The sequence below is a fragment of the Pseudomonas sp. LBUM1673 genome, assembly GCF_059695645.1.
Window position 1 is genome coordinate 854246 of record NZ_CP166780.1, and the last position, 13320, is coordinate 867565.

Annotated in this window: 5 protein-coding genes; 2 read left to right on the forward strand and 3 right to left on the reverse strand. The window is 56.3% G+C overall.

The genetic code is table 11. The annotated features are described in order from the left end of the window. Positions 1–25 precede the first annotated feature (25 nt). On the forward strand, positions 26–1483 hold the full coding sequence (locus tag ACA044_RS03790; protein ID WP_497445221.1) for an N-acyl-D-amino-acid deacylase family protein: 1458 nt from the start codon (positions 26–28) through the stop codon (positions 1481–1483). A gap of 187 nt (positions 1484–1670) precedes the next feature. Next, positions 1671–2039 (forward strand): glyoxalase superfamily protein, encoded by a 369-nt coding sequence (locus ACA044_RS03795; RefSeq protein ID WP_497445222.1) that lies wholly within the window; start codon positions 1671–1673, stop codon positions 2037–2039. Positions 2040–2083: 44 nt separating this feature from the next. On the opposite strand, the gene ACA044_RS03800 is transcribed toward ACA044_RS03795, so the two are convergent. Genes ACA044_RS03800 through ACA044_RS03810 form a run of 3 tightly spaced genes read right to left on the reverse strand, consistent with a single transcriptional unit; the run spans position 2084 to position 13295 of the window. Then, positions 2084–4894: an RHS repeat-associated core domain-containing protein gene (locus ACA044_RS03800; protein WP_497445223.1), complete on the reverse strand. Its 2811-nt coding sequence runs from the start codon at positions 4892–4894 to the stop codon at positions 2084–2086. Then, a complete protein-coding gene (locus ACA044_RS03805; RefSeq protein WP_497445224.1) occupies positions 4891–9393 on the reverse strand; it encodes a SpvB/TcaC N-terminal domain-containing protein in 4503 nt (1500 codons plus the stop codon). Before ACA044_RS03805 ends, ACA044_RS03800 begins: the two co-directional genes overlap by 4 nt. Further along, positions 9390–13295, reverse strand: coding sequence for a Tc toxin subunit A-related protein (locus tag ACA044_RS03810; RefSeq protein ID WP_497445225.1), 3906 nt, complete (start codon positions 13293–13295; stop codon positions 9390–9392). The genes ACA044_RS03805 and ACA044_RS03810 overlap by 4 nt, the downstream gene beginning before the upstream one ends. Between the last annotated feature and the right edge of the window lie 25 nt (positions 13296–13320).

Below are 13320 nucleotides of genomic sequence, written 5' to 3' on the forward strand. Positions count from 1 at the left end.
TGATGGTTCCTGCGCAGAGACTGACATGACGTACGACACGTTGATCCGCAACGCGCTGATTATCGATGGCAGCAACGCCCCTGGTTATCTCGCCGATGTGGCGATTCTGAACGGCCGCATCGAGCGTATCGGCGACTTGCGCGACGCTCGTGCCACCGAAGAAGTCGACGCGGCCGGGAGAGTGCTGGCGCCGGGTTTCATCGATGTGCACGCCCACGACGACACGGTGGTGATCCGCCAGCCACAGATGCTGCCCAAGCTCAGCCAGGGTGTGACCACAGTGATTGTCGGCAACTGTGGGATCAGCGCGTCGCCGGTGAGCCTGCGAGGCGATCCGCCAGACCCGATGAACCTGCTTGGCACAGCCGCTGCGTTCGTTTATCCGCGCTTTCGCGACTATCGCTCAGCTGTCGAAGCGGCGAACACCACGCTGAACGTGGCCGCACTGGTCGGTCACACCGCGTTGCGCAGCAATCATCTCGACGACTTGTTCCGCACCGCGACCGCGGATGAGATCACGGCCATGCGCGAGCAGTTGCGCGAAAGCCTTGAGGCCGGTGCCTTGGGTTTATCCACAGGCCTGGCCTACGCCAGCGCCTTCTCGGCTTCCACCGACGAGGTGATGCAACTGACCGAAGAGCTGACGGCATTCGGTGCGGTCTACACCACCCATTTACGCAGTGAATTCGAACCGGTACTGGAGGCCATGGATGAGGCGTTCCAGATTGGCCGCCACGCGAAAACGCCGGTGATCATTTCCCATCTCAAATGTGCCGGCGCTGGTAACTGGGGGCGCAGTCCGCAACTGCTGGCGTCCCTTGAGCACGCCGCGAAGACCCATGCGGTGGGCTGCGATTGTTATCCCTATGCGGCGAGCTCTTCGACCCTGGACCTCAAGCAAGTCACCGACGCCCATCGCATCACCATCACCTGGTCCACACCGCATCCGCAAATGGGTGGCCGGGATTTGATCGACATCGCCACCGAGTGGAGCGTGCCGCTGCTCGAAGCCGCCCGCCGACTGCAACCGGCCGGGGCGGTGTATTACGGGATGGACGAGGCCGATGTACGAAGAATCCTCGCGCATCCGCTGTCGATGGTCGGCTCCGACGGCTTGCCGGAAGACCCGTTTCCGCATCCGCGCTTATGGGGCGCTTTCCCGCGGGTGCTCGGACATTTCAGTCGCGATGTGGGGCTATTTCCGCTGCACACCGCCGTGCACAAAATGACTGGACTGTCGGCGGCGCGGTTTGGCTTGAAGCAACGTGGTGAAATCCGTGAAGGGAATTGGGCGGATCTGGTGTTGTTCGATCCTGCGACGATTCGTGATGTGGCGGACTTCAACGATCCACAACAGGCAGCGCAAGGGATTGATGGAGTTTGGGTAAACGGTGTCTTGAGTTACCGCGACGGTCAGGCGAATGGAAGAAGGGAAGGGCGGTTTCTGGCGCGGGAAGGGGATTTGCGTAAAGGGTTTTATTGATAGAAAAGATCGCAGGCTTCGCCAGCTCCTACGGGCGCTCACATTTCTCCGTAGGAGCTGGCGAAGGCTGCGATCTTTTGATCTGCGTCTCGTGGTGGCACATTGGGATTAAAGAAAGCCGTTACCAAGCCGAAGCGCTGACATCCAGCCCAGCTACACTGGGCTCATTCAGTCAGGGAGCTACCCCATGAGTTTCGGCAAAACCACCCCGATCCTGCGGATTTTCGATGAAACCAAGGCATTGGAGTTCTACGTCGAGTTCCTGGGGTTCAAGATCGATTGGCAGCATCGTTTCGAAGTGAACTTCCCGCTCTATCTGCAAATCTCCCGTGGCGAATGCGTGCTGCACCTGTCCGAACACCATGGCGACGCGACACCTGGATCAGCCCTGCGCATCGAGACCGATGAGTTGGAGGCGTTCCAGCAGCAATTGCTGGCCAAGGAATATTCTTTCGCTCGCCCACAGATTCAGGCCATGCCCTGGGGGAGCCAGGACATGACCGTGACCGATCCGTTTGGTAATCGGTTGGTGTTTACCAATGCGATCAGTGTTTGAACGGATTAATACTTGGGTCGAGCAGGTTAGTCATGAAAATCCTGTCATCTTCTGTTTCGTCCGGTTGCCTGACGCGAAGCTTGTCCTTGGTTTAATTGCTGTACACGAGCGTTGTATCCCGCATAGTCGAGGGGAGTGCGTCCGGTCGGAATACTGATTCCTTCCGGAAGGATGCCACTACAGTTAATACAGGCAGGGAACGGCTGAGGGGCGTCTCCCCGAGACAATGTGTCTGTGAATACAGTGGTTTCTGAAAGTATCCTTTCCGCTCTATCCGGATAGAGCGCAACAACTGAATTCACCAGTCGGACTTCTGCATGAGTCCCAGGTCCACCGGCGAGCATCGGCATGATCCCCCCCATATTGTTGATATGAGCTGCGATCCAGTCTCGGGTTGGTTGTTGCAGTTCATGGGCGCTATCGGCCAGCCTGCTTAATGTTGGTGCGTCTCTTAATACGTCTTGATCTATTGCTAAATTATGGAACATGTCATTTCCTGCAGCGGTGTACCGATTGGACACATCGGTCACGTAGTCAGCAGTGTTACTGATCTTGTAGGTTCCGTATCTCAAGTAGTACACACCGGGCTCGGCGGCGCTGGCGTTACCTAGGTAACGCCTATCTACCCCCCTGTATCCCCTCATGCTGCCTTGAGGCTTTGGGAGATTAAAGAAGTCGCTGAGCCCAACTTCGCTAGTTTTGATATAGCCATACGAGTGAGCAAGAAATTCCTTACTCAATAAATCTCCATTTAAAAATTGATCGGAGCTTTTATCGAAGTCATCCGGCATTAAGCGATAGCTATAGTCACCTTGAGCTGAATCCATGATTTCCTGTGAGCGGGCTCTACCCCAGTCTTCGAACTCTCTGAGGTCTTCGTCTCGCATCAGGCCCTTATGGTCGACGAATCTCACCGGGTTGTTCCCCACCATGCAATACAGGTTCAACCCATCCACGGGGCCTGCCGGATCCGGACTGATCCAACGCTGTAACCACGGTGCGTAATACCGGTACCCGTAGTAATAAAGGCCACTGGCATCGCGCTCCTTGCCGGAATATCGAATGGTTCGGTAATCCGCTTCCACCTCCGAACGAGACGCCGACCAGGCGGTTCCACCATAAGGCAAATAGCTTTCCTGACTGATCAGCCAAGCCTGGTCGTCGAGTTCCAGTGAGCTGGAGTCCAGATGGTCGTCAAGGCTATAGCGCAACTGGTTTGCCGCGATATCGGACGGCCGACTTTGGGTCCAGTGCAGGTAACGTACCCTACAGCGGCCGGCTTGCAGGGTGATGACTTCCAGATGCTCGTTATTGTGAGTGCGGATTTCGAGCCCCGGCAGATAACGGACTTCCCGGGTGTGAGTCACCGCCGCTGCATAGGTTGTTTGGATCTTGCGTACACGTTGACCGTTGCTGTCATAGCAGTAGCGTTCAATGTCATTGCGCCCATCTTCACGCTGGATCAGCATCACGCTGCCAAGTTGATTGCGGGTGTTCCATTCCAGCGCTTGGCCCAGGTATAGCGCCTGCTGGTTACCGTTGTCATCGAAATTTGCTGCAATGTCAGGCGTTGAGTCGCCTTTGCTCCAGGACAGAAGGCGATTGTTTGCGGCGGCAACGTTCAGGGTCCGGGTGTAGTTGTTGCGGTCGCGAACATGGCGCAATTCGGTCAGGTTGCCGCCGGTGTCGTACTCGTAGTGCTCAGTAAAGTTGAACAGTTTCCGGGCGTCGATCGGTGCCCTGCTGGAGGTGGGAAGGTAGGGTTGGCTGTTTTGTCCCGCCGCTTCTCGGCCCGTCGCGCTGGTCAGTTGGTAGAGGCTGTCGTAGGTGAATGTGCTGACCGCTTCGACCCGTTGGTTACTGCCGAACTGCACCGGCTGGGCCTTGTCCGCGATGCGCATCACATTACCCACCGCGTCGTAGGTGTAGTGCAGATCCTGCAAGGTGTTGGCAGATACGGATGCGGTGAGTGAGGTCAAGCGGCCGCTGGCCGGATCGAACACCGCGCGACTGATAACCCCGTTCCCGGCCGTCTGGGATTCAACCTGGCCAAACGCGTTGTAGACGAGATCCTTCACGATGGTTTTTTCGGTCGCAGCGTCTTTTATTTTCAGGTTCACGGCCTTGAGCTGGCCGGCGACATCAAACGAGAAGCACTGTTGGTGTTGACCGGCATCGATCTGTCGGATGATTTCTCCCTGTGTGTCGTAGTAGCAGATCGTTTTGTAGCCATCACCCACTTCGCGCAATCCATTGCGTTCCAGCTCATCCACTGGCCAGCTCGGCCGTTCAGCGTCCAGGAGGAAGTGTCGCGTCTGGCTCAAAGGTTTGGCGCAGAGTGCGTACTCATTGATGAGCAGGGTACCGGCGTTGTCATCGTGGCGAGTCAGCGCGCCACAGCGGTTGTGTTTGGCGGATTCAGATGAGCTATCGCCATAGCTGAAGCGTTCGACCACACGCAGGTCCTGGCCTGCTGCCTGCTCCTGGATTTCGGTCGGTCTTAGCTGATTGTCGTAGGTTGTTTGCCAATGGTTGCCACGCTGATCCCAGCTGCGCAGTGTCTGCCCGGCGTCGCCAGGCAAACTCAGGCGCCACCCGGCGTCGACGCTGTCCACTAACAGCGCTTTGCCGGACAGGCTGTAGGCGGTCGTCAGATTGGCCTTCTGCGTTTCGGCAAACAGTCGCGGATCCCACTGCGCAATCTGGCGCCCGGCGGTGTCGTACTGCTGACGGGTAATGCGCGCCTGAGCAGCCTTGGCTGCGTCACTACGCCAATAAGCGACATGCCGGACCGTCAGGTCTCGGCTGTCGACTACGCTGATCGTCGGTGTCTTGCAGTGAAGGTGTGCGCTCATGCCTCACCTCCGGTTGTCGGGAGTCGTTCGGACATGACCTCTTGCAGCGTGTCGTTCTCGTCTTCATCCACGGTGTACCAGGGATGACGGGTTTGCCGCCGCATATAGGAAAGATTGCCTTGTTTGGCGAGTCGTGTGTGAGTCGGTCGCCCCAACGCATCGTAAAACTGCAGATCGCAGTGGCCGAACTGCCGCAAGGATGCATCATCGATATAGCGATGCTGATCGGCAAAATAAGGGCGGTAGATCCGGATCGCCAATCCCTTGTTGTTGTATTCCACCCGTTCGCTGATACGCCAGCGCTTTGCTGCGGTCAGCTCCTGTGGTTTTCCATCCTTGAGGTCCAACTCTCCCTTGGCGTTGACGACGTAGGCCGTACCCGACTCGACCTGTCGCTTGCTTTGCCGTGTTCGGCCGAAGCCATCGCAGCAGGTGACGGTGATGCGGATCTGTTTCTGGCTGTCATCGGGGTAGCGATCGGCGACCAGGGTGGCAATGTGTATCGGCTCACGGGCCGAGTTTGCGAGTTCGGTTTTCAGTTTCGCTTCATTGGCCGAGAGTGTTTTAAGGCCTGCCAGGCGACTGCGGACCGAAGCGCAGATGTATCCGGTTGGCAGCACATCACCGTTGGCCACGCAGCGCATCAGCCAGTCACGGTCCTTCAGGGCTGCGTTCGAGACGCGCCCCATCCAGCTAAATGGCGCGTAGTAGATGGCATTGGCGGCGTCCAGCAGAGCGTCTTTTGCATGGTTGATCGCTTCGGTCGGGCTGGTGAACTCCGGACGCTTGTATTGAGCGATAGGTTTGAAACCCATGAGCGTATTGCTCTTGTTGCTGTAAATGCTGGTGGCCAGCACTTGGCCGAAACCATCATAGAGCCCTTCTTGAATGTTCCCGTTCGGGTCAGTGATGCACCGGGGCTGGAGTGAGCAGTAATCGTACGTAGCCTTGGTGATACAGCCATCGGGCAGTTTGAGCGCGGTGATGAGACAGTGATAGTTGTCGTAGCTCACCTCGGTCACACCATGGCTTTTGCTCGACTGCAGGGTCTGTGTTTTGTAAAAGCCCTTCAGTGCGGCGTAGGTTGAGAAACCGCTTTTGACTGACCAGAGTTTTCTGGGAGACGTGGCTACGGGAAGGAAATCGTTCATACGGCGATAGCCGCTTCGTTCGAGCAGTTTTCCCTTGGGGCGAGCCGCTTGCGACAACACGTCGAAGGCTCTCAGGGCTGTTTCGTCCAGCTCGGCGGTTTCCAGATGGTCGGCCAAGGCTTCGAAGTGAGCGACGCCGTCCGGCAGGGTTGCTGCGGTTGAGGTGTGTTTGTAGCGTTGCACGGACAGTCCGGTGAGGACGTGTTGGGTCGTCCAGGCGGTTTGCTTCACGAGCTCGATGAGCTTTTCGTAAGTCATGTCCTTTGTGGTCAGTCCTCCGGCCTCGGGTGCCTTGGGTCGTTTCAACGCATTGGCACGCTGGCGATAAGGCAGACCCAGCCGCCATCCTTGGGCGCTATCCAGATGAATGAATTCGGCAAGGGTTTCGTTCAGGTGGTAGAACTGTTGTGCCGGATCATGAGCATCGCGCCACCACTGTTGCTGGTCGGCATCGCTGAACGGCGGTGTATCGCTGTCGGCTTTACGTCGGGCGTAATGGACGTTCACGCTGTGAGTCAGTGCGCCACATAGGTCGTGCTGCAGATTGAGGGTGTGCTGGCATTGCGGATCATCGGTGATGCCTTCGTACTGATAACGGATGGATTCCAGCGGCAGCGGCAACATCCGGGCATAGCGCCGATTACCCTCAGGTGTTTGTAGCAAGCGTACCCGATAGCGGTTTTCCTGAACCGAATAAAGCGTTCTGGTTTTCAGGCGTTTATCGATTCCGAGGATCTCGATGCGCAGTAAGTGACCACTCAGGGCGCGAGCCATTTCGAGGGTTGTTGCCGTGTCTGGGGATGGGATGCGTGTGTCGCTCTTGAGCTCTGGCTGGTATTGGCAAAGCAGTGCCTTGCCCAGCACCACGGCTTCTTTGTCAGCATAGTGATAACCGGTACGAGGCAGATCCACCGCTTGCCCGGTGTGGAACCAGCGCTTTGTCTGGCATGGGTTGGTGAAACCTTGCGAGTCGACATCGCCGGGACTGGTTTCACTGTCGGTTTGCAGCAACAGGCCGAAGCCGCGAAATTCCCGTTCGATGCCGTCGTAGTAGCCTTGGCGGTAAGAGAAGTTCTGGGTCAGTCGATTGCCGGCAATCTCGTCGAGCCGGGTCTGTTTCGATACCAGATGCAGGGCCATTGGCACATGACAGATGCGGGGCTTGTCGGTTTTGATTTTCTCCGCTTTTTCATCCAGCCATTCCTGCGCCGAGCTGCGGTAGCTGATGCTGCCTGCGGCGCCCATATTGTTATTGGTGTGGGTGAGTAAATACGGCTTTGCACTGACGAAGTCGTAGCGCCAATGTTGAAGGGCCATGTGCGGCACGCTCAGAATCAGGCTGGAACAGCCGAGTCCTTGCAGGTCGGCGATGCTCACCTGGCAGAAACGGTCGTAGCGCACACCTTCCGGCCAGGGCAGGGTAACTGAAGGGCCGAAACCATTGCCGCTGCGGTTCATGAGGATCCGCGCCTGATCCGCTTCCAGATAGATCAGGTCGGCGGCGCCAGAGCCGTCCAGATCCGCCAGACGGATTCGCGAGGCGTCGAATGTTTCGTATGCAAGGCCCGGGGAGCCCAGCACGATGCCTTTACCGAAACGTCCACGACCCAGGTTTGGCCAGCACTTCACCTCGTTGTGACGAATGCGCACCAGGTGCTGCTGACCACTGCCCAGGATATCGCTAAAGGCCACCAATTCGGTGGGCGAAGACGTGAGTAAAGGAAGGGCGTCTTCGTCCTCTTTACGAGCCACGTCACGGGCAGCTGAAAAACCTTGTTCTCGTTGATTGGCGTACAAGCGAACACTGCGTGGGCCTATCAGCGTCAGATCGCTGAGCCCTTCGCCCATCAGATCGGCCAACTGCCCTTGCGGATTGAAAAACTCCACCGGGAAGGCATTGAACGTGGCGAAATCCGACCACTCCCGGTCGGGGCCGAGGGAGAAAAAACCACTCAACCCCGGCCGAGCAATGATCCAGTCCAGCCGACCATCGCCCGTGAGGTCGCGCAGTGACTGGCGCACAGGTTTTGCAGGGTCGGCAACGGGAATGTTGGGTAACGCTCGCCACTGATCGTAAGCCACTTCATTGCTTTTGGCTTTAGCTCGCATGGGTTCGCGGTAATACCAGCCTGCATCACCTCGATAGAGCACGCCCGGCAGGCCCTCGCCGTACAAGTCCACCAGTTGATAACCTTGGCCGTCGTTGAGCCCCGGCATGTTCTGAAAGCGCTGCCAGGCGTGGGTCTCAGGCAGGAGCTTGAACTCGCTGTAGCTGAATTCAACGGGGGGACGGTTATCGGCGGTTGTCGAGTTGCCAAACGCCTGGTCATGGGCAGCGCTCAGGTGGTGGTAACCCAGAGGCGTCTGTCGGTAATCGAGTAGCAGGCGTCGGACCAGAGCGGGGGCGGTGCCCAACTCATCGGGAAAGCGGTGGAACATCAGAACCTGGCGGCACAGGCGTTCGGTACGTAATTCAAAACCGTAGGCGAAGCTGGAAAACGCGTCGCTACGGGCTTGCCACTGTTGGCCTTCATATAGCGGTTTCTGTTCGTACTCTGTACTCCGTTCGCCGTAGTCGAATACCAACTCGAAATGCCATTGCACAGAATTCAGCCGATCTGCTTGCCATAAGTAAAGGTGTGCATCGGCCTTGAAATTTCCGTAGCTCACACGGCTCAAGTAGCGCTGGGCCTTGGCGCCACCACGCTCATCTTCTGCCTTGTACTGGTAAAGGATGTGCTCGCCGTGTGCGTTCAGACTCTCCTCCAGCAGCCATTCGCCTACCCGGCTCATATCCTGGGGATCCGCTCGACGCGATGGCGGATTTTTTCCGTACACGTGAAGACTGCCATCGGCGCCGTGCACCAACCAAAAACCCGTTTTGTCGCTCTCCGAGGACCAATGTTCAATCCGGTCGAAGCTGCTTTCGATTCTCGGGAAGTGGCGCACAACAGTATAGGTTGTACCCAGTTCCAGCTCGTTGTAACGATCGATGCGGGTTGAGGTGATGACGCCCTTTTGATCGCGCTCGGGCAGCCACACAACACCGCTGGGGCCGACAATCTCGTCGTCCTCGGCATAGGCCGGTACGCCCTTGCTGGTGCGTCGCGCAACAGTGGGCAATGACATCCCCCAGCCGATGCCAAACACACTGTTGCCGACCGAACTGCCGTAACTGAGTGACAAGGAGGGTGCAAAGCCGCGACCCGGTGAAATCGGCAAGGCAATCTCATAAGACGCTGCGCCGTGGGCGCCGATGGCACCCCAGCCTTTGCCAATGCTCTGGATGGCACCGCCACCCTTGGGCAGTGACGGCGCGATAACAGGCAATGCTGTTTGTTCGCTCATTGCGAACCTCCGCCTGCTCTGGCCGTGTAGCTCACATGCACGATGATGTCGGTGAGTGATTCGAGCATGGACTTTTGAGCGGCATGATTGGGAAACGACAGCTCCCACTTCGAAATCGCGCCCGTGTATTCGAAAGGCAGGTAACGTTCGTCCTGGAAACTCAGGGTGAACAGGCCGTTATCGTCGACGCCCGTCGAGAGCGCTATTTGCTGATTGGCCCGCAGACTTTTAATGGGGGTCTTGTCGGTGCCCGGCATGACGACTTCGCTACCCGTCTGGGTCAGCGTGGCACGGATGTCTTCATAAGGGCTCAGGACGGCCGGCAGGGAAATGCTGATGCTCTTGATCCGGCGCAGACAGTGGCCGGGGTAATCGTTGTCGAACAGGGACTGCGTCAGTTCAAACTCGCATGAGCCGGTCTTTACAAGCTCCGACTTGATCCCGTCGGTCGCCGCCGTGCCGTCTGCTCCGGGCGTATCTTCCCAGGCTTTATTGATTGATGTCGGGGGCGTGTCCTTGATCTCCTCCTTCGCCTTGAGCTGACGCAACGACACGGTCTTGCGGATTTCCAGCTCGCGTTCGTTGCCCAGAAGATAAGCGTTCTTCATCTTGAGCAAACTCAACTTCATCCGCTCGCCAGGGCCGAGCCCACGATAGGTGCTGTTCCAGGTCTGATGCAGGAAGAACGGCTGTGTGGTGTTGTCGGCCATCTCGTAGCGCCAACTCAGTTCGGTGGCCTGGCACAGCGAGAAGGTTGAGTCATACACCTGGTAATAGAAGGTGGATAGCTGATAGGTGAACCACTGGTAAAGCTGCGAGTTGGTGAAGCGCTTGCTGAGAAAGTCGTAGGAGGCCCGGGCTTGCGTCAGGGAGGTTTGAGTCTGTCGTAACAGCAGTCGCGAGGCGGTCTCTCTTTCGACCTCCAGCGCCAGCTGTGCATCAATCTGTTCGATCTCGAGTTTTGCCTGGTCGCGGGCGAGCGTCCAGTCCTGATGGCGGCGACGGTACTGCGCGACACGTTCGAGGGCTTCGCCAGCGCCATGGGCGGCGGCGGCCACGCCTTGAGCCCCGGCCATCATGGCAAAGGGCACACCCTCCAGGCGATGACCACCGTCCGCCAGGCCAAAAATGTTGGGCGCGACTTTCAGGCCTTGACCGAATGCCTGTGCCGCGTAAGCGCCTGCTTCAGCGATACGCCCCGTCAGGTGGGAAGCGGCGGCCGCCACTTCTTCCGGATTGATAACCTCATTGACCAGTTGACTGTAGTAATCGCGCCGACCTTCGACAATAGCTTTACTGGCAAGCAATGCGTCTCGGGTTTTCTGGTCGATCTTCAGGGCCTGGGTTTGCAGATCGACCGCAATGTTGGCGATATCCCAAAGATGATGCTGTTGAAGCTCCTGATAACTGGCCTGCTCGCTGCGTTCGATGAACGATAGTAGTGTTGTGCCAAACTGAATCACTGCGTCTACCGCGCTCATGGCATAGGCGTGCAGAGTACTGAAACGATAAGGTGGGATCTCTGAGCCTTGGCGTTGAGCAATGCCGGGCTCAGCGGCACGTTGGGGGTTGGTGCCGAGCAGGCCGCCGGGTGCTGCGGGGGCAGCGAAGAGCGGAAGATGCAATGGGCGGCCGACAATGTCGAGATTGTGTCTGAGGTTATGCAGACGGCTCTCCAGTTTGTCCCAGCGTGCGATCAGTAACGGGTTGAACGGCAAGCGCAAACGGGGCGTGTCAATCGTAAGCACCGATGGGGGCGATGCATAAGGGCGCACACACACTGGAGGTACTACTTCGGATGAAGTGAGCAAGGGTTGTATTTTGGTGCCCAGTTTTTTTTCAAAAGTACGCAGTCTCTGGTTGGTTTCTTCGCTGAAGTTTTCCAGTTCGACGGCGGTCCAGAGGTCGGTTTGTTTGATGTCCGGACGAGGCCCCATCAGGTCAAGTGCGCGGATGTACCATAGCTTCGCTTCCGTCAGCCCATCGGCGGTCAAGGTGCGGTATGCAGTGTCACCGCGGTTGAGCAGAATATCGATATAGAGCATGTACAAGGCTTTGCGAAGGTGCACTGGATGGCTGAGTGCAATTTGATGCGGGTCTTGCGGGCTCTGGATGGCGTAGGTGGTTTGACCAGGTTTGGGAGTCATGGCGCTGATAAGCGGCACGGTGTTCCAGTAGTCGGGATTTTTTTTGGTAACCTTTTTACGGCTGGGGTTGAACAGGAAATGCAACCAGCGTTCGGCTTCGCTGTATTGGCGCTCAATATTTAAACGGTGCGCTACCAGCCACGGAAGATATAGAAACAACTCCACAAAGTAGCGACCATATGGGCCGTAGAAATTCATTTTCTCGGGCTTACCGCGTTGCACGAAAGCAGGCTCCTCTAGACATTGAGTACTCCAGCTCAGCAACGTGTCCATGTTCGTTTCGGCACGCTCGATCAGATGCCTCGCGAAGGTGATGTTCATTCGAATAGGGGCGCGTTTCTGTTCTTCTTGGCCATCACTGTATTGAATTGATGAGTCTGAAAAGTCAATAAACTCTACATTGCCAGCAGATGCATTTTCGTAAACGCTGATTTTTGGCGATTTCCCTTTGGCCGTAGAAGTTGACTTTTTAAAAAGGAGTCTTTTGGGGTTGACAGGCATTAATTTGGCTAATGGTAGTCTCGGCCTGCTTTTTTGCTCGTTTCTTCCCTCGTTTTGACTGTTATCCTCATCGCTAAAGTAAGGTGTTCCTGTATGGCCAGAATGTTGGGTGATGTCTGTAATGACATAGGGATAAGGTGTTGTTTTTATATTAGAGTCCTTGCCTATATCGATGGATGCCCAGTATGAGGAGTCTCGTTCATTATTCTTGTCAATGTCTCCTTTTTGGACGTAGAGTGAAATGTTCATGACTTCAGGGGACTGGTAACACACCGCGTTGGTTTGTATGTTCTGTTTGAACTCGGCCAACGTCTGGTCTTGAGAGTCATCCTGCGAAACGTACTCTTGTAAGCAGGTCTGCGGTGTGCTCCAGCTCTCGTCGTATTTTTTGTAACAGAGGTTTAAACGAAGTAGGGGATTGGCCTTATTCTCTGCCGGTTTAGGGCCTGTCGTCTTGTCTTGATGGATGCATTCGGCCCAGATTACATACAGGCGATTGTTGAACAATACGGGGCGAATGGTGTGCTCTACGGTGCTTTCGGAAATGGGCAGATTGGCGCATTTCCAGTCCGACCAAGCCTGTGGTTCTGGTGCATCGTATTTCTGAGTGCTGGAGACATTGGGCCGCATAGCCATGTCAAGTGAGCGCCAATAATAAGCATTGGCCGCGCGGGATTTGGCGATGAAATAATAGGTGCTGTTGGCGAAGTCGTCTCCGTCAATGTAACCATTAAGTATTTGCAGGTTGGCAACTTCTTCGAGTCTTGTCAGATAGGCCAGTACTGCCGTCTGAACGGATTCGGCAGTGAGCTGGTTCTGATTTAGGTCGTTTTCCAGTTGCTGAAAATTGTCGGTTTTGGTCTTGCGAAGGGTCGGGTCCAGATAGACTGCGGGAAAATAGTGCAAACGCTGGTTGGCTGCCCAGCTGGAATAGTGATGCATCACGGAGCGCCAGGTCTCGATCTGATTATTAGGTATATCTGTGTTGTGATACCCAGGTTCCATGTTGGCCAGAATGCTGTTGATGTATTGCTGCAGGCTGGCCGTGGCGCAGGCTACCTGGCTGGTCGGCACATCCTGACTGACCAGTATGTCGAGCAGCCAGTAGTGGTAAAGATCATTGGCCGACTTGAGGTGCTCTGCGATCTTCAGCGACTTCAGTGTCTCGTTTTCCGGAATGATCGCTGACAAATAGAACCCGAGTTGTGCATCACGCAGGCTTTCGTTAAGTTGCTTTTCAATAGCTGCAGACATGTTCACTCCTTGAGCATGTAATGGG

Excerpts from the sequence above, each read along its gene's own strand:
- ACA044_RS03790 (WP_497445221.1), top strand. The coding sequence starts at position 26 with ATGACGTACGACACGTTGATCCGCAACGCGCTGATTATCGATGGCAGC.
- ACA044_RS03795 (WP_497445222.1), top strand. The coding sequence starts at position 1,671 with ATGAGTTTCGGCAAAACCACCCCGATCCTGCGGATTTTCGATGAAACC.
- ACA044_RS03800 (WP_497445223.1), bottom strand. The coding sequence starts at position 4,894 with ATGAGCGCACACCTTCACTGCAAGACACCGACGATCAGCGTAGTCGAC.
- ACA044_RS03810 (WP_497445225.1), bottom strand. The coding sequence starts at position 13,295 with ATGTCTGCAGCTATTGAAAAGCAACTTAACGAAAGCCTGCGTGATGCA.
- ACA044_RS03805 (WP_497445224.1), bottom strand. The coding sequence starts at position 9,393 with ATGAGCGAACAAACAGCATTGCCTGTTATCGCGCCGTCACTGCCCAAG.